This is a genomic window from Sphingobacterium sp. N143 (assembly GCF_030325625.1).
Classification (GTDB): Bacteria; Bacteroidota; Bacteroidia; order Sphingobacteriales; family Sphingobacteriaceae; genus Sphingobacterium.
Map to the genome: position 1 here is coordinate 208,624 of NZ_JACAIS010000010.1, position 25,095 is coordinate 233,718.

Genomic DNA, 25,095 nt, shown 5'->3' on the forward strand with positions numbered 1-25,095 from the left:
TGGCGAAAGTTGCCCGGTATATCATGTGCTTGATGGGCTTACTGCTGCCCAGTCTGGGACACGCCGAGGATGGCAGTCAACTGTGGCTGCGTTATGCTAAGGTGACCGCGGATGAGGCCGTCCTGCGCAAAATCCACTGCCCGTTTACGGATCCGGTGGCCAGGACAGCGACCGAAGAACTGCAGAACTACTGGCACAAAGGCAATGTGGATCTCCTGCTGGACAAAAAGTGGGATACGCAGGCTGATGGATACCGGATTCGCTCGATGGGGGGCAAAACGGTCATCAGCGCAGGTACCAGTGCCGGACTGCTCTACGGGGCTTTTCACCTGCTGCGGCTGCAGCAGCTAGGCGGCAATCTACAAGGGCTCGACCTGACTGAAAAACCCAGCTATGCACTGCGTATGCTCAACCACTGGGATAATCTGGATGGCACGGTCGAACGTGGCTATGCAGGACATTCGCTCTGGAAATGGGATGAATTGCCTGCGGTGATTTCGCCACGATACCGGGAGTATGCACGGGCAAATGCTTCCATCGGCATCAACGCCGTGGTGCTCAACAATGTCAATGCATCACCCCTGATTCTGCGCGACGATTATCTGGAGAAAGTAAAGGCCCTAGCCGATAGCTTTAGGCCATATGGGATCCGTGTGTTTTTGTCCATTAATTTTTCTGCTCCCGCACTGCTCGGCAAGCTGGAGAATTCGGATCCGCTCAATCCGGCAGTGTTACGCTGGTGGAAGGACAAGACATCGGAGATCTACCAGCAGATACCGGATTTTGGCGGCTTTCTGGTCAAAGCTAATTCGGAAGGGCAGCCTGGACCGCAGGACTACGGACGTACGCATGCAGATGGGGCCAATATGCTGGCAGCGGCGCTCAGACCCTATAGTGGTCTAGTGCTGTGGCGAGCTTTTGTCTATAATCCCTCGGCCGAAGACCGGGCCAAACAGGCTTATCAGGAGTTTGTACCCTTGGATGGTCAGTTTGACGACAACGTAATCCTGCAGGTCAAAAATGGCCCCATCGATTTCCAGCCGCGCGAACCGTACAATCCGCTGTTTGGCGCGATGCCCCAAACCAGTCAGATGGTCGAATTTCAAATCACACAGGAATACCTGGGGTTTTCAAACCATCTGGTGTTTCTGGCTCCCTTATTTAAGGAGACGCTGGATGCCCAGACTTATGCCCAAGCCCATGCTAGTACAGTAGCGGGGCTGACGCAGCAAGGACCACATCCGCCGATGTCGGCAATTGCAGGTGTGGCCAATATCGGCCAAGACCGCAACTGGTGCGGGCACCACTTTGCCCAGGCCAATTGGTATGCCTTTGGAAGACTGGCCTGGGACAGTAGCCTGTCCAGTGATAGTCTGGCAAGGGAATGGCTCTCGGCGACGTTTTCACCTGATCCAGCCTTAGTTACCACCTTGTCGCAGCTAATGATAGATTCGCGGGAGGCTGTGGTCAACTACATGATGCCGCTAGGACTGCACCATATTTTTGCTTTTGAACACCATTATGGACCTGAGCCCTGGGGCGATATCCCGGGCGGAAGGCCCGACTGGATGCCTTGGTACTACCATAATGCAGATTCACTGGGCATTGGATTTGACCGGACGCCTTCAGGTAGCAATGCTGTAGCGCAATATCACAGCCCAATCCGGGAGCAGTTTGCCAATATTAGCAGCTGCCCCGAAAAGTACCTGCTCTGGTTTCACCATGTGCCCTGGACCTACCGCATGAAAAACGGCCAGTCCCTGTGGGACAACCTTTGCTATACGTATCAGCATGGCGTGGATCAGACGCGACATTTTCAGCAGGTATGGGATAGCCTCGAAGAGAAGGTGGATATACAGCGTTTTGGGGAGGTGCGGTCCAAACTGAAAATTCAGACACGGGATGCTGTATGGTGGCGCGATGCCTGCCTGCTTTATTTTCAGACCTTCTCCAAGATGCCTATTCCGGTCACTTTGGAACGACCGATACACGATCTGGATGAATTGAAAAAAATCAAGCTGGAGCTCAAGCATCATAATTAATCCGGTCACAGTACAGTATTTTTTGCTACTTATGGGAATAAAAGGGGCAATAAAGCCCCTGTGAAGCGAGGAAAGAACGAAGTAACAAATTGAAATGTTTTTGTTACATATTTTAACTGTTGCCAATACACTTAAAATTAAGTTTGTAGGCAAATAAACCAAATTATAAATAAACCAATTATGTTAAAGCGGAAGGGGAAAATCATGCTGGGCATGTCCGTCGTGATATTGGCGACATTAACGGCATTCGGTACAAAAGCACATAAAAGAAAATTACAGAAAGACCGACTTTCTGAACCTGTATTTTCGGACTTTGTCTATCAAGGCGAAGATGCAGTTTACACACAAAACCCATTAAAACCGGGGCAGTTCTACTCGCCCATTCTACAAGGATGTTATCCCGATCCAAGCATTACACGCAAGGGGGGGGACTATTACCTGGTGAATTCATCCTTTTCGATGTTTCCGGGAGTACCGATTTTCCACTCTGTGGATCTGGTCAACTGGCGACAATTGGGACATGTCCTGGACCGTGAATCGCAACTGAAGGTGCAGACGGCAGGCATTAGTGCCGGCATATACGCGCCCGATATTATGTATAATCGACACAACGATACCTTTTACATGATCACGACACAGATTGCTTTGGGCATGGGGAATATGGTGGTCAAGACCAAAGATCCCAAAGCTGGAAACTGGTCCGATCCGGTCAAAGTAGATGTCGAGGGCATTGACCCGGCCCTGTTTTTTGACGATGATGGAAAGGCTTATGTCGTGCATAATGATGCACCAGATAAGGGCAAGGAACGCTATGAGGGGCATCGTGTCATCAAACTCTGGGCATATGATACCGAAAAGGATCAGGTGGTGAAAGGAACTAGCCGGATTTTGGTAGATGGCGGTGTGGATCCAGCAGCAAACCCCATTTGGATCGAAGGACCGCATATTTACAAAAAAGGAGGAAAGTACTATCTGATGTGCGCCGAGGGAGGCACGGGAAGCGACCATAGTGAAGTGATTTTTTCGAGCGACCATGTTATGGGGCCTTATAAGCCGGCTCCCAAAAATCCAATACTTTCCCAGCGACACCTGGATAAAAATAGACCTCACCCGGTGGAGTGGGCCGGTCATGCAGATCTGGTCGAAGGACCCGATGAAGGCTGGTACGGTGTATTTCTTGGAGTCAGGCCCAATGAAGCAAAACGGGTTAACACGGGGCGTGAAACCTTTATACTGCCGGTAGACTGGTCTGCGGAATGGCCGGTCTTCGAAGGGGGAATGGAGGCGCTCAAACCCAGTGTAGCAATGCCTATCGGGGTCAAAAATAGCACGAATGCCGAAGGTTATTTCCCCAATGGGAATTTTAGATTTACCGATCCACTGACGGCTGCAGTGCTGGATCACCGCTGGGTCGCCCTGCGCGGAGCGCGCGAGAAATTTATACAAACAACCGAGAGGGGTATCATCCTAAGACCCTATACCGTCGATATCAGTGAGCAAAAACCAATTTCGGCCTTATTTTATCGGCAGCAGCACAAAAATTTTGAGAGCAGCGTATCGCTGGACTATGTGCCAGCCTCGGGTTCGGACCTGGCAGGCATCACCTGTCTACAAAGTGAAAAATACCATTATGTGCTGGGTGTCACCAAGCTCGACAACGAGGATCATATCGTCCTTGCCAGAAGCGAAAACGGCAGCACCCGGATTCTGGCCAAAGAAAAAATCAATCTGAACGCGAAGGTGCAGCTGCAGGTAAAAGGCGTTGGCGACGCCTATCAGTTTGCCTACGCTGTGGGCAAGGAGGCCTTCCGGAATATCGGCAGTACCGTGTCGGGCGACATCCTATCGACGGACGTGGCCGGTGGATTCACGGGCGCGCTGATCGGCCTGTACAGCACCACAGCGAACAGGATCAGATAAACTGTGCTGAATGTGTAAAGAATATTGAAATGACTATTATAAACACAACTGAAAACAAAATTTTCTTAAATCCCTAAGTTATGAGAATGATGAAGTTTGCAATTCCTGTGCAACGACAAGGATGGCTACAGTATGGAATACTGCCCTTGCTTTTTTTGCTGGCAGCCCTGCAGCTGGCCTTTGCACAAGATAAATTGGTCAAGGGGCTGGTCTCAGACCAGCAGAAACAACCCATTGAAGGGGTGACCGTATCCGTCAAGGGCGGTACCAAGAGTACGACAACAGACAGTAAAGGCGCATTTGCCATCGAGGTCGGTAACGGTGCTGTGCTGGTCTTCACCAATGTCGGCTACAAAACAGCCGAGGTGCCGGTGGGGGCCAATAACAGCGTGCAGGTGACGCTGCAATCCGACGATATCGCCATGGAAGAGGTGGTGGTCATCGGTTATGGTACGCAGCGTAAAGAGGCCGTCACGGGATCGGTGGCCTCGGTGAGTGGCACCACGATGAATGAAGTGCCAGCAGCCAATATCAGCCGTGCCCTGCAGGGGCGTATTGCGGGGGTCAATATGCAACAAAATTCGTCCAAGCCGGGCTCTCCGATGCAGATCCGGATTCGTGGTACACGGTCACTGACTGCCGACAACAACCCACTGATCGTGCTTGATGGGATCCCTTTTGCGGGCTCCATCTCCGATATCAACCCAGCGGACATCAAAAGCGTGGATGTACTGAAAGATGCTTCAGCAACAGCGATCTACGGTTCGCGAGGTGCAAATGGCGTAATCCTGGTTACGACTAACAAGGGACGCATGGGACAGGCAGCGCAGCTGGCTTATAACGGTTTTACCGGGTTGCGTACGGTGTTTGCTAAATATCCCATGATGTCGGGACCTGAGTTTGCCGAAATGCGCCGTTATGTGGGACAGTTTCAGAACACCCTTGATGAGTCGGACGATACCAATACCGACTGGCAAGATCTCTTCTATAAAAATGGAATGGTCAATAGCCATGATGTCAGCGTCAATGGCGGGGCAGAGAAAGGTAACTACAACTTTGGGGCCGGTTATTTCCGCGATGAGGGCGTGGTTCCCCTGCAAAACTATACCCGATATAATCTGCGCGCTGCACTGGATCAGCAGGTGGGTAAGATATTCAAATTTGGGTTCAACCTCAACCAGAGCTACAGCGTGACCAACGGCAATAACCTCGGGTTATACGGTGTACTGAGCGCTTCACCGATAGCCAACCCCTTTGATGCGGACGGTACGCTCAAATCCCGTATCCAACAACAGACTTCGGGACAGCAATGGGTACATACCCGTCAGTCTTATGAGGCACTGGGGGATAGCTATGTCAACCAGCAGCGCGTGTTCGGTTCGTACAACAACATGTACGGCGAGATCAGAATCCCCGGTGTGGAGGGGCTGACCTACCGTACCAACCTGGGACTTAATTTCCGCCAGAACAATGACGGTAGCTACACCGGTCAGGGGGTATTCAGCGGTACGCCCGACAATGTATCCACTGCTTCTGTGGCCAACGGCAGGACCGTACAGTGGGTGATGGAAAACCTGCTGACTTACGACCGCACATTTGCGCAGAAGCATAACCTCAATCTGGTGGCACTGTATTCGGCCGAACAGAATACATCCAACAGTACCTTGATATCAGGACGAGATATTCCGATTGATGCGTTTCAGTTTTACAACATCGGCCGCACCCAGGGGGAGATCATTGTCAACCCCGACCAGCAGGGCTATGCCAAGAGCAGTCTGATGTCGTTTATGGCCCGCGCCATGTATACGTTTGACAACCGCTATATGCTGACGATGACCATGCGCCGCGATGGCTCCTCGCGCCTGGCACCGGGCCACAAGTGGCATACCTATCCTGCCGTGTCGGCAGGATGGAACATCCATAGCGAAAAATTTATGGCTGCCATGCCGTGGATAAATCAGCTCAAGCTGCGCCTAGGCTATGGACAGACCTCCAATCAAGCTGTAGATCCGTACAAAACCCTGGGTTTGCTGAGTACGAGACCCTATAATTTTGATTCACAGTTCCTGACCGGTTACTACATGTCCGAACTACCCAATCCCACATTGGGTTGGGAGTTTTCCAAGACCTATAATTATGGGCTGGACTTTGGCCTCTTCAACAATAGGGTCAGCGGTACCATGGAATACTATGTCCAGAACACTGACAATATACTGCTGCGTGTGGGATTGCCGCCGACCAATGGTGGGGGCAGCTACCTGGCCAATATCGGAAAGACGCAGAACAAAGGGTTTGAACTCGCCCTTAATGGCGCCGTCATTGACAATGAAAACGGCTGGAAATGGGACGTAGGCGTAAACTTCTATGCTAATCGAAATAAGCTTGTCGAACTGACCTCGGGAAGCCAGCGCGATGAAGGAAATCAATGGTTTGTCGGCTATCCGATCGACGTCATCTTTGATTATAAGAAAATCGGACTGTGGCAGACCGACGATCCGTATAGAGATATCCTGGAGCCAGGCGGCAATGCGGGGATGATCAAAGTGGAATATACTGGAGACTACGATGAGAATGGTGCACCTACACGGGCAATTGGCGCGGCAGACCGGCAGATTATCAATATTCAGCCCAATTTCCTGGGCGGATTTAATACGCGTCTGGCCTATAAAAATGTAGACCTCAATGTGGTGGGGACCTTTCAGAATGGTGGTACGCTGATCAGTTCACTCTATGGAAGTACCGGCTACCTCAACCAGCTAAATACCCGCGCAGGGAACAATGTCAGTGTCGAATACTGGCGTGAAGACCGTACAGATGCCAAATATCCGAAACCAGGTGGTATACAGAGTGGCGACAATCCCAAATATGGTAGCACATTGGGCTATTTCGATGCTTCGTACTTAAAAGTGCGTACGATTACGATGGGATACAATTTCAAACAGCAATGGGTGGAACGCATGGGTATAGGCCGTCTACGTGTTTATGCCACTGTCGAGAATCCATTTGTGCTATTCTCGCCCTACCATCGGGAATCGGGTGGCGATCCCGAACCTAACTCCTATGGTGACGAGAATGTGGCCGTGGCTGGCATGCGGCGGATATTGGTAGTCGGTACGAACACGCCGGCAATGAGAAGTTATATTCTGGGACTCAATCTTTCATTTTAAAACATTCAGGCATGAAAACTTTCAATTCAAAACTTATCATAGGACTCTGCGTTGGTTCGTTGATGCTCGGCATGAGCAGCTGCTCCAAATTTTTGGATGAACAGCCTAGAGGAATCTTTACGCCAGGGGATTTTAAGACACCCAACGGTATCAACAACAGTATTGTCGGACTCTATGCCCACCTGCGCAACATATATGGACAGGCATATTATTACAACGCTTGCCTCACGGGGACCGATGAGGTTACTTATGCCCAGAGTGCGGACGAAAACTTTCAGGTAATGGACTTTACAGGTCTCAGTACGATGACGGCTGTAAATAGTAGGGCGGATGTGGCATGGCAGGCCGCCCTGCCCAACATCAACATGGCTTCAGGCATCATTGAAAATGCACCAGCGGTGGGCACTTCACCCGCGATCATCGCCGAAGCACATTTTTTTCGGGCATTTGATTATTTCCTATTGGTGCAGACTTTTGGTGGTGTTCCGCTCGACCTGGGTGGAGGCGAACTGAAGTACAGTACCTCCGTCGAGCGTAAATCCATACGGAATACGGTGGCTGAGGTGTACACCCGGGCTATCTTCCCTGATCTGCTCAAGGCGATCAGCGATCTACCCGATTCACCGCGCTTAAAAGGGGCCGTGAGCAAAACTGTCGCCCGTTTATACCTGGCAAAGGCCTACCTGACCTATGCCTGGTGGCTGGAAAATCCGAAAAATATACCGACCTATCCGGAAACCGGACGGACTGATCCTGATGGCAAGACCAGTGGCTGGTACTTTCAGCAGGCTTATGACCTTGCTGTGGCAGCAATTGAAAATCCGGGGCCTTACAGCTTGCAGCCCACATTTTACGACGTCAATGTCGCAACCAACGATCGCAACAACGAAATCTTGCTCTTTGCTGATCATACCGAAGACAGCGAATTGTATAATGGCGGCAGTCTAAGCTATGGCAGCGGTGGTGCCCCGGACAACTTTGCTGGCTGGATGATGACCTGGAATTATACGTCTCTAACGAGCTCGAAAACTACAGGCTGGAGTACCGCAGATTTGGTGAACTCAGTGCAGCGGGAAGCGGTGCAGGCGTTGGGACGTCCTTGGACACGGATGGCCCCGACCATCAATGTAGTGACCGAAACCTTTGCGGACAAGACCAACGACTCCCGCTACGATGGTACCTTTACGACGGTATACCGCGGCAACTGGAATAAAGCCAATATTACCAATCCTTCCTTATTCAATGCCAATAATATGCCTGTCAAACCGGAAGATGCAATCCTGACGTTTTTGAATGAAGAGCCACAGACGCCGATCAACTACGACAACAAGACCTACAAGAGCAGTATCGGTGCGGGGGTACTCCCCGGCAGGGCCGACTATGTGATCTCTCCGGAGGGCATCAGCCGCCGCGTCTACCCGGGCCTGTGGAAGCTGGGACCTTACCGTACCGACAATGGCAATGGTCTGGGACAGCCCAATGCAGGCAGCACCCGGCCATTTAATATTGCTAAATTTTCCGAACTGTATTTTATTGCTGCTGAAGCAGCAGTAAAGGGGGCTACTGCCAAAGCCGGCAAGAATGCACGGGATCTGGTCAATGTGATCCGCGGCCGCGCAGGCGTATGGCGCTGGGACAACAACGGCAACTCAGCCAAAGAAGCCAATCACCGTGCCGAAATGTTGGCTGCGACACCGGTCCAGATCACGCTCAATTACATCCTGGCCGAACGTTCGCGTGAGTATTATGGTGAGGGCTACCGCTGGTATGACCTCGTGCGTACCCAGACCTGGTCCGATATCGCCAAAACTTACCGCATTGCTGGTTCGAATGTTGGCGACCATACGGCAGCGACATTCACCCGGTCGATACAGCCCTTCCACTACCTACGGCCTATCCCACAGGGACAGCTGGATGCCATGGACATGTCGGCAGCCGAGAAAGCGGCTTACCAGAATCCGGGATATAATTAATAGGAGAGCAATCATCTGAAAATGAAAAAAAGAAAAGCCTGTGTTTTTGTGCTGACCTTAAGTCTGCTTTTGTATGCCGGACTATCCTCCGCAGCCATACGGCTACCTGCCTTGATCGGGGACCGTATGGTGTTGCAACGCGATACCGAACTGAAGATCTGGGGCTGGGCAGACCGTGGTGAAAAAATAACGGTACGTTTTCGTGGTAAAAGCTATTTTACCGAGGCGGATAGCGCCGGTAACTGGGCAATCAGGCTGCCGGCACAGAAAGCTGGCGGTCCCGAGCTGCTGCAGGTTAATGAAATCGCTGTCCGGGATATCCTGATCGGTGATGTATGGCTCTGCTCGGGGCAGTCCAATATGGAAACACCGATTGAGAGGCTGGTCGAACGGTTTCCGGAGATTAACAACTCCAATAATCACATGATCCGTTATTTTAAGGTACCGACGCAGCATGCACGGGATGGCCAAAAGGAAATAGCCGACGGTGGACGCTGGTACTCTGCTGTGGCCTCAGAAGTCATGAGCTGGACTGCATTAGCCTATTTCTATGCTCAGCAGAGCTATGCCCATACCGGCGTGCCGGTGGGTATGCTCGTATCTAGTCTTGGCGGATCCACTATCGAAAGCTGGATCAGTCAGGATCAGTTAAAAGAGTTCCCGCGGCTGCTGCTCGACCGCCCTGCGCTGGATAGCATGCGGTTGGCACAGCAGGACCGAGGTATCCGGGACTGGATAAAACCGAACTGGGACGATAGTAGCTGGCCTACTTTTACAGTACCGGGTTTGTGGCGGGATCAGGGTATTGACCGCAGGGGAGTGCTTTACTTTAGAAGATCGTTTCAATTGCCTGCAGCGCTGGAAGGTCGATACGCTACCTTGTACCTGGGTACGCTGGTTGACAGCGATTCGGTATTTGTCAACGGCCAGTTCGTCGGTGCCACAGGTTATATGTATCCACCCCGAAAGTATACTGTCCCAGCTGGAATCCTGCATGTTGGTCACAATAATGTAACGGTACGTCTGCGATCCCAGACCGGAAACGGCGGATTTGTGGAAGACAAATCCTATAGACTAGTGGTGAATGACCACGAGATCAAGTTGACAGGAGAGTGGAAGTATCAGGTGGGCATGGACCTCGATTTGGTCAACAGTTATTTGCCGCGGTTGAAAAATTTGAAGGAATCTGGATCACAGCTCTATAATGCCATGATCTACCCAATAAAAGATGTTGCCGTGAAGGGCGTGATCTGGTACCAGGGCGAATCCAATACGGACGAGCCACAAAAATATGAAAAATATCTCCGGCTACTGATCAAAGACTGGCGTCTGACGCTGCAGCGGCCCGAGCTGCCCTTTTTGCTGGTGCAACTGCCCAATTATATGCGCAAACAAGAGCACCCCTCTGAATCGGGATGGGCCGGCGTACGTGAAGCACAGTTTAAGGTAACCCGTGAGGTTCCCTATACAGCGCTAACGGTCAACTATGATATTGGGGAATGGAACGATATCCATCCCCTCAATAAAAAAGACCTGGCTTCGCGCCTGTTCCTAGCTGCCCGCAAACTGGTGTATGGCGAAAAGTTGGTCAGTGCTGGACCGACCTATCAGCACATGGAAATTAGGGACAATAAGATCAGGCTCTTTTTTACGGATGTCGGAAGCGGGCTGGCGAGCAGGGATGGGCCAGTGCTAAAGCATTTTGCCATCGCAGGGGCGGACCGCCACTTTGTCTGGGCAGAAGCTGTTATTAAGGGCAATACCGTCGTCGTCAGCCACAAGGATGTACCCCACCCCGTGGCGGTACGTTACGCCTGGGGTGATAATCCTGCTGATGCCAACCTCATTAACAAGGAGCAGCTGTTGGCCTCACCATTTCGGACAGACAGTTGGTGAATTTGTTTCCACAGCAGTCTTTTTCTAAACTTATATTGATAGTCGGCGCTTGTAGCCCGTCGGGGTCTCCCCGGCTATCTTTTTAAAGAGCCGGTTGAAATACGTGATATGCTCAAAACCCAGAGCAAAGCTTAGCTCTTGTATGCTGTAGTCATCAGTCAGCATCATCAGCTGGGCTTTTTCTATTTTTTTCTGATTTATATACCGTACCGGAGTCGTATTCATTTGTTTTTTAAAAAGCCTGATGAGGTGGTCATTGGAGAGGAACACGTGACCTGCAAGTTGCTCAATCGAGATCGGGCGGTGAATATGCTCGTTGATATAATCGATGACCCGCAGGAGACGTTTGTCGACTTCTGGTATGCTGTCAATTGCAACGGCCAAAAAACGGCTCATCAGCAGGTGGACAATTGCCTGGTTCTCGACCTCTCTGGCAAAAGGCGATGCGACCTGCATAGCGATGTTTTTCATTAATCCGGCTGAATGATCATAGCCCCTGGGATCATACATCGGTAAAGCACGGCCGGGGTTTAACGCATGAAGGCGCTGCATAAGGTCCACCGCCAGCTCATCTGCCTGAATTTCTTTCGGAAACGTATAGCGGTCAAAGATACTGGACCGTATTTCGGGATTTTCGTAAATATGGATATAATAGAGCGAAAATGCACCATTGCAGGAATAGCTATGTTGCACATGCGCCGGAGTAAGATAAAGATATCCTGGACGAAGTATGATCCGTTCCTTATCCACTAAAATGGATGCCTGTCCCTCACAGACATAATGTATCCGGGCAAAAGGACTTCTGATATCTTTAAAATTCCAGTCGGCATTGTGCTGCGCATAGCCCACATTTAAGAGACTAAAATCTAGCTTATTTTTTGGATAACTACTCATTGGTCCTCCAGATGTTGTGACACAGAATACAATAATAAGCAAAAAGTCGATAATGTATTTACTTGGTCTATTGTGGTAAGATAAAATAATTATGTTTAGTCTTGTAATAATTGTTATACTTTAGCTTTTTTCGGGTAGCAGAAGTGAAAAATGTATAACCAGGGAACCCGGCTGTCGATATTGTGCAATCTCTGATCGATAATGTGAATGCTATTTTAACGGAATGCGATTACATTTGTATAACGTAATCGAACAAATTATAAACCGGATGACAGTGGGTGAACCTCCTGACCCCAGGCATCTATACCTAAAATAAATGATGATGAATAGAAGATCAGCAATCAAGATTATCGGTACTGCAATTCCAACGTTGTTTCTCAGCCGTTTTACTCCGGCATATGGCTATCTGGGCAAAGCTCCTTTTAATCCCGACTGGCGTTCGCTGGAAAGGTATCAGGTACCGGATTGGTTTCGCGATGCCAAATTTGGGATATGGGCGCATTGGGGACCGCAATGTCAGCCTGAATGTGGAGATTGGTATGCCCGGGGAATGTATCAGGAGGGATCTGATCAATACCTTTATCATGTGAAAAAATATGGTCATCCTTCCGTTTTTGGATTTAAGGATGTGATTCACGAGTGGAAAGCTGAAAAATGGGATCCGGAGGCATTAATGGATCTGTATCAAGCTGCGGGCGCCCAGTATTTCATGGCATTGGCCAATCACCACGACAATCTGGATCTCTTCCAGAGTAGCCATCACCGTTGGAACAGTGTCAACGTAGGGCCCAAAAAAGATATCGTTAAGGGTTGGGAGCAAGCTGCAAAAAAACGAGGGCTCAAGTTTGGGGTGAGTGTGCATGCTGCGCATGCCTGGACCTGGTATGAAACGGCACAGCGGGCGGACAAGCAGGGAAACTATGCTGGTGTAGCCTACGATGGTAAACTTCGCAAAGAAGACGGTAAAGGGAAATGGTGGGCAGGCTATGATCCACAGGAGCTGTACGCGCAGGATCACGCTCCGAGCCTGGACAGTACGGATGATCACACGATCCATCGGCAGTGGCACTGGGATGTTGCATCTGGGGTCAGTATACCTACGGACGCGTATTGCACCAACTTCAAAGCGCGAACACTCGAACTGATGGACAATTACCGTCCGGATATGGTGTATTTTGATGATACGGTGCTGCCACTCTGGCCGATAAGCAATGTGGGGCTGGAAATAGCGGCGCAGTATTACAACAAAAGCATGCAAGCCAATAAGGGAAAGGTGGAAGTGGTGATCAACGGGAAGATTCTGGACGAACAACAGCGCAAATGCCTGGTCTGGGATATTGAACGCGGACAAAGCAACAGCATTGAGCCGCAGCCATGGCAGACCTGTACCTGCATCGGCTCCTGGCATTATGACCGACGAATTTACGATAATAACAGCTACAAATCTGCGAAAACAGTGATCCATATGTTGATCGATGTGGTCAGCAAAAACGGAAATCTACTCCTCAGTGTACCGCTCCGTGGTGACGGCTCTATCGATGACAAAGCCAAGGCGGTGGTGCAAGGTATAGGCGACTGGATGAGCCGGTACAGTGAAGCCATTATGGGCAGCAGGCCATGGCATATCTTCGGGGAGGGACCTGCAGTGGAGGATGCACCCGCGCTTAGTGTACAGGGGTTTAATGAAGGAAAGGGAAAAGCTTTGACGGGGGAAGATCTTCGCTTTACAACCAAAGGAAATATATTGTATGTATTTATCATGGGCAGACCGGAGAAAAATGTGCTGACAATCAAGTCGCTGGGGAAGGGGGCGCCCAATACGAAGGCAGTCCGCACTGTGCAGGCATTAGGCTATACGCATAGGTTGACATATAGGCAGCTGACGGATGTGCTAGAAATTGAGCTTCCAGATGGCCTGATCCAAAATGAAATAGCCACGGTCTTAAAAATTAGCTGAGCTGCCTTTGTACGCCAGGCCAGATGCTAAGGCGAAAGTGCCTGCGCGGCTGCCTGAGCACAAAAACGGTAAAAAAATAAAATAATCAAAACTAATTTGTGTTACCATTGTTCTTAAAGCGAAGATTCATAAGGATAGGTATACTTAAATTATAGGGATTGATTTTGTAAGGCTAAGTCGACAATGACTTAGCCTTTTTTATGTCGTTAACGGGCCGGCCGTAAGTTGGACAAAAAGTTTTTCACGACATCTCGTGGGATAGCGAGGCAGGCCGTATGGCTATAGCGCGCGATATTGATCCCAATAAATTCACCCTTGCTGTCGATAACAGGACTTCCACACTCTTGGGCATGGATGCGGGAATCATGGATAAATACACTTGGAAACGTGTCCCTTCGGTCCGATTTTCCGCCTGGGATATGATTCGCCGGATGTGGATTCTCCCGTACGGGCCATCTGGACAATACGATACCGGCGTCCAGTATGGCTGTATCCCTGCGATACAGCACAGTCAGGCGGTCACCCGCCGAATACTGCCGCATAGCAGCGTTAATTTTAAGGGCGCTGGATACATCATGTCCATTGATCGCGAGAATGCGGTCTCCGGACCGCAGCCCGGCACGATATGCGGCCCCCATACTGTCTACTTTGGTCAATGTCGGCAGTCCTTCAATTTCCCGCATCTGGGCATCAAAACTTCCCGGTACTGGGGTACGCGGAAATGGCTGGGGCATCATACCGAGGACCCCCTGCTTGCTCGTATTGCCGTCCAATAGTGACCACAGCCCAATACCCAACAATGAATCGGGGAGGGGACGGGTTGCCAGAGTTGTGATGGGGGTCGCCCGCTTCAGTTCTTTTGGTGTGGCCAAGGCGACAAGGTCCGTAGTTTCGTCGCGTAGAAGTACTGTTAAGGGATGGCTTTGCCCTCCGGTCATCAGCACCGGATGATCGGCTACCATACTGCTCTTGGAAAGGATGACTGTAACTTTGTTGGATAAGGTGAATGCCGTTCCGAGTACTTGTAAACGATCGCCGTCCAGCATACTGCTGACCGGAAAAACCTGCAGATTTGTCTTGGGTAATTTTGCCGGCCGGTCGGCACTTTGTGTTGCAAGCCGTTCTTTTTGTGGATCGGTGCCGATAGGGTCGGTCGAGCTGGGGTACCTGCCAATAGCCACGGGCTGCGTGAGGCTGCTCCAGTACTTTCGGTAACTGTCGACGGGGACTTCATAATTGATTCCTTCGGCAGCGTCAATACGACTGTGCAGGCCGATCACACGACCCAGCAGGTCAAAAAGCGGGCCGCCCGAATCTCCGGGCTCCATGATGCAGCTGCTCCACATAAGCCCGTAATCATCCTGTTGTCTGAGAATATGTCCAGCGCGCAAAAAGGGCCTATTGAAGGGCAGTGTCTCGGGGTAGGAGAGACCAAAACAAGCTTGCTGTATTACGGTCGATGAAGACCAGCCCATCTCGGCAAAGGGCCATGGCCCTTCGCCCTGCATCTTCATCAGTGCAATATCGGGCAAATTGCTCTGTTGATCAACAACCAGCCGCCCCAGTGCCTTTGCAGTACCTTTCCGTCCGTCGGCAAAGATAACCTGATAATGATGCCCGGGCGTGGTGGAATGTGCCACTGTCAGTATAAATCCATCGGCACTGACCACCACCCCACTGAAAGGGGCGCTGTTCTGCTGTCTGTTCAGGCTGTCGATGCCATACATCTTGATGGATGCCGACAATGCGCGATTGACGATGGAACTGGGGATAGGGCGCTGAGCGACTTTATTGGTTTGTGCAAGGCAGTGGATCAGACCGCTGCAGATCAATAGGGCGGCCCCAATGATCCGACAAAAGGCAAATGGATTGTTAAAGCGTGAGGTAGGCATAGGTTTCATATACATTTCTCAGGTTGATTGTTGGAATAGGCTGACGACCAAGCCAGCATTCAAAGTTAATGGATTGATGCGCACAAAATCAAGGAACCGATCAAGTTCAGAATAAATTATGGTGGCAACGCATCTTCAGACTGATGGACAGAAAAATTTATGGTATAACCTGGCCGGCAAAGGATAACGTATCGCATGATGTGGGCACCGTGGATAGGAAGTATTCATTCTTTTTAGTTATCTTTAACCACTGGAACATCAACCTGGGCTAAACGGATCTATTTATGGACTATACGAGCGAAAAAAAGCTGCTTGAGGACTTTCGGAACGGAGAGGAGCAGGCCTGCGCGCATGTATATAATCGTTATTTTGCCCGTATTTGTCTTTATGCTGCCAGCTTTGTCAACGAAACCAGGGAAGCGGAAGATATCGCTGAGGAAGGTTTTATCCGTTTGTGGCAGGGAAAACGTGATTTTGAAAGCTTACAGCATCTCAGGGCAGCCCTTTATCAGACGACACGTCGGGTAGGCCTCAACCACCAAACGGCCCGACAGCGACGGTCGGACCGGGTCGATGCGTATGTCTCGCAACAAGAGCAGGACCAAGGTTCACACCTACAGGAGATCGTCTATGCTGAGACGATGGCCGAACTCTACCGTGCTATCCAGAACTTGCCTCCCAAAGCCCGTGAGATTGTCCGGCTGACGTATCTGGAGGGGCATAGCAATCAGGAAGTAGCCGAATTGTTGCAGATTAGTATACAGACCGTCAAAAACCAAAAGTTGCGTGCTCTAAGCCTGTTGCGGCAGCAGTTGAGCAGCGATTCTTTCCGTTATCTTCTCTCACTAATCGTCTTATTTGGAAAAATTTAATCTTTTTTTTGGGGAGCTTTGGTACTTTTTGGAATCGGCGCGGTATCTATAGTTGAAATAGCGTAAAATGGACCCCTTAGAAGAAGAAAAACTCATCCGTATCAGTACGTTGATCCTCCGGCAGCTGCAAGGCAGGTTAAGTGTTGAAGACCGGGCTGTTCTGGACTGCTGGCTCGACGAATCGGCAGAAAACAGGGCGATCTACGTGCGTTGTCTGGAAGGCCAGGTGCAGCGTGATGCTTACATCCGTCTTGAGCACTTTGAAAATCGCCGTCATTTTGAGTCTGTTAAACATAAGTTTAGGTTCAGAAAGGTAAGTCCAAAAACTCCTGTTCTAAAAAAACTATGGCCCTATGTCGCTGCCGCCTGTGTCCTTGTTGCGATGGTGGGTGTCTGGTATCAGCAGAGGGCCGGGTATTCTGTGGGAGATGTACAGCATACGGCGATCACCGACAGACTGCCTGCCTCCAATCGGGCCGTCATCACACTCTCGGATGGCCGCCAATACACACTCAACCAGCAGGAAAACCAGGTGGTGATTGACGGTAACGGAATACGTTACGATGATGGCCGCCAGGTTGCTTCGATTGATGCAGCGGTGTCGGCCAAGATCGAAACTCCCCGCGGGGGGACCTATGATGTGACATTGCCCGATGGCACACTGGTCAAACTCAACGCGGGTACTTTACTTACTTATCCCACCGTTTTTGCCAAAGACAGACGGGAAGTCAATTTGACCGGGGAGGCTTATTTTGAAGTGGCCAAACGTCAGGGGCAGCCCTTTGTCGTGACCACCAAAAACCAGCAGGTCGCGGTGCTGGGAACGCATTTTAATGTGCGTGCTTATCCGGATGCGACTGTAACCAAAACAACCTTGCTGGAAGGAAAGGTACGTGTGAAGGAAATGCTGAAAGGCAGGGAGCTATTGTTGTCTCCGGGAGATCAGGCCGTCAGGAAGGGGACAGAACTATCCCGGCATGCTGTCGATGTACAGCAGGAACTCGCCTGGGTATATGGCAGATTTAATTTTGATGGCAAGTCGCTGCGGGAAGTGATGGACGAACTATCGCGCTGGTATGCGGTGGATGTGGTCTATAAGGGGGAAATACCAGATGTATCGTTTTTTGGCGGTACATTCCGTACGAGTAGACTGTCCAGTATCCTGAAGATTTTAAAAGATCAGGACTTGTCCTACCAGCTGACGGACGACGGAAAACTCATTATCGAAAAAAGTGATCCCAAAGGACAGAAAGGAGGACTGTAGTATAGGAAATAAAGCATAAACATCTTACTTATGAACTAATATATCGGACCATAGGTCCAGCAGACTAACCTAACTTAACGTACTAGAAATTAATGAAACGAAGTTGTTTTTCACAAGCGACCGGGCCTTTATTATGGTTAATTTTTGCTGTCTTCATACAGCTTAGCCTAAGGGCCAATGCGCAAACCGTAACCTATTCGGGCAATCAGGTGCCCCTGATGGATGTGCTGCAGGCAGTTAAACGTCAGACGAATTATGAAGTACTTGGAGCAAAGAAAATGTTAGAGGCGGCAAAGCCGGTTACGATCAAGGCGGATAAGATGCCGCTGAAATTATTTCTCGATAGAATTTTGAGTACCCAGGCGATCGGGTATACTATTGAGTCCAAAACGATCTTTCTGGAACGAAAGTCGCCAGCCCGCCGGCAGGAACAGCAAGTGGATCGCGCAGTAGAAAAGTCATCACAGACGCAGATCCGGGGTCAGATATTGGGCAGGGATCGCCAGCCGCTCGCAGGAGCAACCATTTCGCAGTCGGGCAACACCATCACCGTGGCTGACCGCGAGGGGCGATTTGTGGTAGCGGCATCCATGCAACCGCTTACGGTGCGGATGGTGGGCTATAAACACTTGGTTATCAATCTGACCGACAACAGGACAGAATATACGGTTCAACTGGAAGAGGAACCCAATGCTCTGGACCAGGTCGTCGTGACAGGCTATCAAACCCTTAAGAAAGACTCCTACACCGGAACCGCCATCACCAAGAGTGGAGAAGAGCTGCGGCAGGTCAACCCGCAAAATGTGCTCCAGGCCATGCAGGTGTTTGATCCTTCATTTAAATTACTGGACAACAATCTCGCTGGATCCAATCCCAATGCGTTGCCAAATATTAACGTGCGTGGTTCATCTTCGTTACCGACCGGCAATAACGAGGTGTTGCGTAGGGATAATATCACGACGACGATCAACATGCCTGCTTTTATATTAAATGGTTTTGAAGTCAGCGTACAAAAGGTGCTCGACCTAGATATGACGCGTATTGAGAGCGTCACGATCCTGAAGGACGCGGCCGCAACAGCAATCTACGGTTCCCGTGCTGCCAATGGGGTGATGGTGATCACCACCAAAATGCCTAAAGATGGCAGGTTGCAGCTCACCTATACCCATGAGAGTAATGTCAATATACCGGATCTGACGGGCTATGACGTGCTGAATGCCAAAGACAAACTGGCCTATGAAAAGCTGGCAGGCCTGTATGACGGTACCGTCCAGCGCCAGCCTCAGGATGCGCTGGACGAGTTATACTACCAAAAATTGGCGAATGTGCTGGGCGGAGTGGATACTTATTGGCTATCACAACCAGTACGTACTGCCGTGGGACAGAAGCATGGGCTCTATCTGGAAGGTGGCTCGGAGAGCTTTCGGTACGGTGTAGACATGCGTTACCAGACACGGCCCGGTGTCATGAAAGGATCTGGAAGAAACCAATATTCGGGGGGACTGAACTTTGCCTATAATCTCAAGAATAAATTCAGGTTTCAGAACGAGCTTTCGGTAACCATCGTGGACGGTACGGAATCCCCATACGGAAATTTTGCGGATTATGTGCGGATGAATCCCTACTATCGGATGACGGATGACAATGGCAATATAACGCAGGAAGCGGATGTCTGGACAAGGGTAGCAAACTCGGGTAGTGCACAGCGCGAATATGTGCTCAATCCGCTGTACAATGCAACCTTAAATAGCTTCAACAAACTGGGATATACCGAGCTGCTCAATAACTTCTCGGGAGATTTTGACCTGGGGCAGGGACTTCGGCTGCGGGGGCAGGTCAGCTTGTTAAAAAGGCTCAATAGCAACGACGACTTTCGCTCGCCTCTGGCCAATGAATTTTATTTTTACCCGACTTCGCAAACAGACGAAAAGGGCAGTTATACCAGCTATACGAATAATGAACTGTACTGGGATGCCAATATCCGGCTCAACTGGATGCGTAATATCGAAAAACACAGCTTTAATGTCGTCGGCGGGACCAACATACGGACCGAGAGCTATGATGAGCGTTCGTTTAAAGCGGTTGGTTTTCCGAATGACCGGTTTACAAGCGTGGGATTTGCCAAGGGCTATGCCGAAAATGCCAGTCCTTCCAGCAGCCTGGGCGCCTCCCGATTGTTCGGGGCTTTCCTGAGCGCCAATTACTCGTACGACAACCGCTACCTGATGGACGCTACGCTGCGCATCGATGGCTCATCCAAATTTGGCGCCAATAAACGTACGGCGCCTTTTTGGTCCACTGGGATCGGCTGGAATATGCACAAAGAAAGCTGGTTTGACAACGGGACGATCAGCCAGCTGCGCTTGCGCGCCACTATCGGTCTCACGGGCTCAGTGCAGTTTGACCCGTATATGTCCAGGACGACATACAATTATGATAAAAGCAATTGGTATTCGTCAGGCCTGGGCAGCATCGTCCGCAATTATGGAAACGAAAACCTGACCTGGCAGAAGACGCAGAGTACCGACATCGGTGCGGATCTCGGCCTTTGGCAGGACCGGCTAACCATTTCGCCGCGCTATTATCATAAATTGACACGGGATATCCTGGCCGACATCAATCTGGCGCCCTCCACCGGATTTAGTTCCTATAAAGAGAATCTAGGCGACCTGGAGAATAAAGGCCTTGAGCTCAATGCAAACTGGGTGGCGGTTAAAAATGAAAAATGGACGCTTAGCCTGCTGGCGAATCTGGTACGCAACCAGAATAAAATCGTCCGGATCTCCAATGCACTCAAAAGCTACAATGAACGGGTAGACGAAGCCCAGCAGGGTAGTGACTTAATGGGGGTACCGCTGCTGCGTTATAAGGAGGGCCAATCGCTTGATGCCATATATGCGGTGCCTTCCCTGGGGATCGATCCAGAAAATGGCAGGGAAGTGTTTCTAAAAAGAAATGGTACGCTTTCCTATGAATGGGATGCCCGCGACATCGACGTGGTGGCGGTGGCGACACCAAAAATGGAGGGCTCGTTTGGCGGTACGTTACGCTATAAACAGTTTATGCTCGTGGCCTATTTTCAGACCCGAATAGGCGGCAAGACCTATAATCAAACCTTAGTGGACAGAGTCGAAAACGCAGATCCGCGCTATAATGTAGACCGGCGCGTACTGGAGGACAAATGGAAACAGCCTGGGGATGTGACCTTTTATAAAAGCATTCAGGATCTGGGCCAGACAAGGGTGTCAAGCCGGTTTATTATGCCAGAGAATCTGTTTACCCTGCAGTCGCTCAATGTTTCCTATGATGCCAACAAGGAGTTTTCGAAAAAACTACATCTCTCGAGCCTGCGCATGGGGCTGATCGCAAACGACATCTTCCGCTGGTCTTCGGTGAAAGTAGAACGGGGCATCATTTACCCGTTTGCCCGCAGTGTAACTTTCACCCTGCAAGCAGGATTATAAAATACTGTACATATGAAAAAGACAAACTTACTCTTTATTATACTCTTGCCGTTGGTCATGCTTTCTTGTTCCAAATGGCTTGATATACAGCCTGAAAGCGAGATCGATAGGTCGGTACTGTTTTCGACGGAAGATGGCTTCAAGGAAGCGCTGATCGGGATTTACACGCGTTGCGCGAAGGACGACCTTTACGGTAAGGAACTGACCATCGGGACGCCGGAGGTACTGGCCCAGAACTATGCGATGACCAGCAACGATGCGCTACGTTATCAGCAGACCCTGCTGTTTAAATATACCGACGGTAACTTTATCACGCGGAAAGATAATATCTGGAAGGGGCTCTACAACGGAATTGTCAATGCCAATTTGATCCTGGCTGAGATTGACGGAAGAAAACAGCTGTTCAGGGCAAACAATTATGCATTGATCAAGGGTGAGGCTCTGGCTTTGCGTGCTTATTTGCATTTTGATGCACTGCGGCTCTTTGGCCCCGCTCCGGCAGTCAATGCAAAGGCAGAGGCGATACCGTATGTCACGTCTTATTCGAACAAAACGACCAAGTTGTCGACAGTGTCGCAGGTACTGGATTCGGTGGTCCGTGACCTGGAGCAGGCGAAAGAATTGCTCACGGTGGACCCGATCCGTCTGAAATCCTATATCATTGGATATCCGACCGTGGATGATACCTTGAAAAATTCGGAACTTCATGACAAGAGCCTTTTTTTGCAGAACAGGCGGCATAGACTCAACTATTATGCAGTGTGTGGTCTACTGGCCCGCACCTACCTATATAGCGGCGACAAGGCAAAAGCCCTGGCCAATGCCCGGGAGGTTATTGATGCCAATAAGTTTCCCTGGACCAATGCTACCGACTTCCTGGCGGTGGATGCCAACAAAAAGGACCGTATCCTGTATAAAGAACTATTGTTTGCCTGGTACATTCCGGCCATGAACAACACCTATAATAACGAGTGGTTTCTGGAAAGCAATAGCGCGATGTATCTAGATCAGGATGAAGCGCAGGCCATTTACGAAGTGGCGGGAGCAGGTGGGGGAGATATGCGCTATACCCAGTGGTTCGGTAGCGTCAGTGTGGGGAACTCCTATATTTCGACCATACTCAAATATCGACGTAACACGCTGGGGGATAGTTTCGCTGCCAATTTGCACTATCTGGTAGCTCCCGCAATCCGGCTGAGCGAAATCTATTATATCGCTGCGGAATGCAGCTACCAAAGCGGGCCAGCGCAGGCGGCAGCTTATTTGGACCAGGTGCGTGAACATCGTGGAATCGGACAGAAGGTGGATATTTCGACAGCTGCAAAGCTGCGGAGCGAACTCCTGAAGGAATACAGAAAAGAGATGTATGCTGAGGGGCAGCTCTTTTATGCCTATAAACGGCTGAATGCGCCGATCACTGGGCAGCAGGGCACGAGCATCCCAGCCAGCCAGCAAATCTATGTCTGGCCCTTGCCCGACGACGAGATAATTTATGGACAACGCTAAATAGTGACCACATGAAAAAGAATACATTTATAGGCCTGATACTGCCACTGCTGTTGCTGTGCGCCTGTAAAAAGGCAAGCTTGACCACCTATGACAGGAACGCAAATATTTATTTTGACCTTACTGGGGCTGAGCGCGATAGTATGGTGTACACTTTTGCATATGATATGACAAAGGCTGTAGACACGATTTTGATCCCAGTGAAAGTCATGGGGTACCGGGGGCAATTGCTACGCCACTACAGCGCTTTTGTCGAGAAAGATTCTTCGACGGCGCGCAGCAATGTACATTATGATGAACTGAAGTCGGAATATCCCATTGAGGCAGAGGCCGGCCATGCCTTCCTGCCGTTGATCGTCCATAATATCAGTGAGCTGGAAAAGCAGTCGGTATCGCTGATCGTCAAGCTTCGGGCTTCCGATGATTTTGGTGTCGAAAACCCACAGCTGGTACGGGCGCGGATCATCATTTCGGCACAACTGGAACAGCCGGCATGGTGGACCATGTGGCTTGACAATTATTCCAGGGTGAAGCATCAGCTGTTTTTGATTGTCACGGAACAGCGTTCGCTTTCCATGGTGGGACTTGATGCGCCAAAAAACCTGTATTTTGCCAACCTACTGCTGATGATGCTCAACGATCCGTTTAAATGGGTAAAAGACCATCCAGAGAAAAATTATGTACTGCGCAGCAGCGACAACGGACAGACATACCTGTTTTACCATGTGGACAATCCCAACCGGACGATCTTATTGCGGAAAAATACTGCGTCAGGCAAGTACTACTTTATTGATGAAAATGGAAAGGAGGTACGCTAGATGAAGGGAATATATGCTATTTTTTGTGTATGGCTGGCTGTGTTGGCTGGCTGTTATGAGGACAAGGGCAATTATGTGATCGATATACCCGCTGCGCCGGTAGTGGCCGGTTTGGATACCTTATATGAGGCATCCGTAGGTGACAGCCTGATCATTGCCCCCAGAATCACGGGCATCGATCCAGCTAGCCTGCAATGCCATTGGCGTATCGATGTGCCTGAGGCGGTTGTGCCCGAAGCCAACCATTATGACGGTCCTGCCTTACGAATCGTATTTGGCCTGCAGGCCAAACGGTATACTGCCCGGCTTACTTTGACGAATACCGCCAACGGGATGAAGTATTTCTATAATTTCAAAATACAGGGAAAGACCGCATTTTCACAGGGATCGTTGGTGCTTTCGGTCCAGAACGGGGTCAGTATGCTCTCATTTATCAAACCCGACAATACCGTACAGCCGAATATTTATGAAGCTATCAACGGTGAACAATTGCCCGCAGAACCTTTACATATCCATTACTTAAAAAATCAGTATACAAGCAATACGCCTTTAGGATACTGGATCATTTCAAGGCAGGCGGGTGTACGGATCGATGTCAACGATCTGGTCAAAGAGACGCTTAAACCCGGCACCTTGCATGACAATTTTTTCCTGGCACCAAGCACGATCCAGGTGGGTAGTCTGCAGGCTCATCCCCAAGGTGTCCTTATGGGCGTGATCAATGGTAAATTTTATGGCGGTACGACCACCACATGGGATCAATCCAACACGTATGGGATGTTTGGAACCTATGCGGACGGCGACTATGAGCTGTCGCCCGAATTTGTGCTGACAGCGGTGGACGACAATTTTAGTGTGATTGCATTCGAGAAAAATAAAAAGCAATTTGTCCGCATCAATATCTATGGTAGCCCCATGTATTTCGGTACGCAATACAGTGCAGCACATACGGAGGTTTTTGACCCGCTCGATGTGGGAATGGAGCTCGTCAAAATGCTGCAGATCAACAATACGGATACCTACGCCTATGTCAGGGATACAGCGGGAAAAATTTATGAGCTGAAGTTCAACGCAAACTTTAATGGTCCGTTTTTGATTACGGCAGGGCACAAAAGGCCGTTTATACATCCGGAATGGATCAAGGAGGAGACCAGGATGCTGGCGGCCCGCAATGGCTATATCTATGTGGCCCATAGAAACCAAATATTTCGTTATAACCCTCTGAATCAGCAGGTCGACCTGCTGAAAACGGAGATGCAATCCGATATCAGTCTCTTAAAGCTGGAGGATGATCAAAATACGCTGATTGCAGGGGCAGCCGGCTCCCTTTATTACCTGGCGATCCAGGTGGGCAAAAATGGGGAGCTCATCAAAAAAATTGACGGTATCCCGGGTAATCCTGTGGATATGACCTGGCGGAAATAAACCAA

General features: G+C 50.0%; 15 protein-coding genes. 13 read left to right on the forward strand and 2 right to left on the reverse strand.

Annotated elements, in window-relative coordinates:
- Nucleotides 1-32: 32 nt before the first annotated feature.
- From HX021_RS18730 to HX021_RS18750, 5 genes are all read left to right on the forward strand, one after another.
- On the forward strand, nucleotides 33-2,042 hold the full coding sequence (locus HX021_RS18730; protein ID WP_502959015.1) for an alpha-glucuronidase: 2,010 nt from the start codon (nucleotides 33-35) through the stop codon (nucleotides 2,040-2,042).
- Nucleotides 2,043-2,222: 180 nt separating this feature from the next.
- Entirely contained in the window at nucleotides 2,223-3,962 is a 1,740-nt protein-coding gene (locus HX021_RS18735) for a glycoside hydrolase family 43 protein (protein WP_286592083.1), read from the forward strand.
- A gap of 80 nt (nucleotides 3,963-4,042) precedes the next feature.
- Nucleotides 4,043-7,129, forward strand: a complete 3,087-nt coding sequence (locus HX021_RS18740) for a SusC/RagA family TonB-linked outer membrane protein (protein ID WP_286592084.1) — start codon at nucleotides 4,043-4,045, stop codon at nucleotides 7,127-7,129.
- A gap of 11 nt (nucleotides 7,130-7,140) precedes the next feature.
- On the forward strand, nucleotides 7,141-9,102 hold the full coding sequence (locus tag HX021_RS18745; protein ID WP_286592085.1) for a RagB/SusD family nutrient uptake outer membrane protein: 1,962 nt from the start codon (nucleotides 7,141-7,143) through the stop codon (nucleotides 9,100-9,102).
- A gap of 21 nt (nucleotides 9,103-9,123) precedes the next feature.
- The gene (locus HX021_RS18750) at nucleotides 9,124-10,998 is read left to right on the forward strand and encodes a sialate O-acetylesterase (RefSeq protein WP_286592086.1); all 1,875 of its coding nucleotides are present in this window, start codon (nucleotides 9,124-9,126) and stop codon (nucleotides 10,996-10,998) included.
- A gap of 30 nt (nucleotides 10,999-11,028) precedes the next feature.
- On the opposite strand, the gene HX021_RS18755 is transcribed toward HX021_RS18750, so the two are convergent.
- A complete protein-coding gene (locus HX021_RS18755) occupies nucleotides 11,029-11,892 on the reverse strand; it encodes an AraC family transcriptional regulator (protein WP_286592087.1) in 864 nt (287 codons plus the stop codon).
- 322 nt (nucleotides 11,893-12,214) lie between these two features.
- Here HX021_RS18755 and HX021_RS18760 point away from each other — a divergent pair, with 322 nt between their 5' ends.
- A complete protein-coding gene (locus HX021_RS18760) occupies nucleotides 12,215-13,849 on the forward strand; it encodes an alpha-L-fucosidase (RefSeq protein ID WP_286592088.1) in 1,635 nt (544 codons plus the stop codon).
- A 206-nt stretch (nucleotides 13,850-14,055) separates the two neighbouring features.
- On the opposite strand, the gene HX021_RS18765 is transcribed toward HX021_RS18760, so the two are convergent.
- Nucleotides 14,056-15,750: a trypsin-like peptidase domain-containing protein gene (locus tag HX021_RS18765; protein WP_286592089.1), complete on the reverse strand. Its 1,695-nt coding sequence runs from the start codon at nucleotides 15,748-15,750 to the stop codon at nucleotides 14,056-14,058.
- Between the two features lie 134 nt (nucleotides 15,751-15,884).
- On the opposite strand from HX021_RS18765, the gene HX021_RS18770 reads away from it, so the two are divergent.
- The 7 genes from HX021_RS18770 (at nucleotide 15,885) to HX021_RS18800 (ending at nucleotide 25,090) form a co-directional block, all read left to right on the forward strand.
- Nucleotides 15,885-16,013, forward strand: a complete 129-nt coding sequence (locus HX021_RS18770; protein ID WP_286592090.1) for a hypothetical protein — start codon at nucleotides 15,885-15,887, stop codon at nucleotides 16,011-16,013.
- A 12-nt stretch (nucleotides 16,014-16,025) separates the two neighbouring features.
- A complete protein-coding gene (locus tag HX021_RS18775) occupies nucleotides 16,026-16,613 on the forward strand; it encodes an RNA polymerase sigma factor (RefSeq protein WP_028068688.1) in 588 nt (195 codons plus the stop codon).
- A 67-nt stretch (nucleotides 16,614-16,680) separates the two neighbouring features.
- The gene (locus HX021_RS18780) at nucleotides 16,681-17,877 is read left to right on the forward strand and encodes a FecR family protein (RefSeq protein WP_286592091.1); all 1,197 of its coding nucleotides are present in this window, start codon (nucleotides 16,681-16,683) and stop codon (nucleotides 17,875-17,877) included.
- Between the two features lie 92 nt (nucleotides 17,878-17,969).
- Entirely contained in the window at nucleotides 17,970-21,341 is a 3,372-nt protein-coding gene (locus HX021_RS18785) for a SusC/RagA family TonB-linked outer membrane protein (protein WP_286592092.1), read from the forward strand.
- A 12-nt stretch (nucleotides 21,342-21,353) separates the two neighbouring features.
- Complete coding sequence (locus HX021_RS18790; protein ID WP_286592093.1) at nucleotides 21,354-22,847, forward strand: RagB/SusD family nutrient uptake outer membrane protein; 1,494 nt, start codon at nucleotides 21,354-21,356, stop codon at nucleotides 22,845-22,847.
- An 11-nt stretch (nucleotides 22,848-22,858) separates the two neighbouring features.
- Nucleotides 22,859-23,665 carry a DUF4843 domain-containing protein gene (locus tag HX021_RS18795; RefSeq protein WP_286592095.1) on the forward strand — a complete coding sequence of 269 codons (807 nt, stop codon included), beginning with the start codon at nucleotides 22,859-22,861 and terminating at the stop codon, nucleotides 23,663-23,665.
- Nucleotides 23,666-25,090 (forward strand): PKD-like family lipoprotein, encoded by a 1,425-nt coding sequence (locus tag HX021_RS18800; RefSeq protein ID WP_286592096.1) that lies wholly within the window; start codon nucleotides 23,666-23,668, stop codon nucleotides 25,088-25,090.
- Nucleotides 25,091-25,095 lie beyond the last annotated feature (5 nt).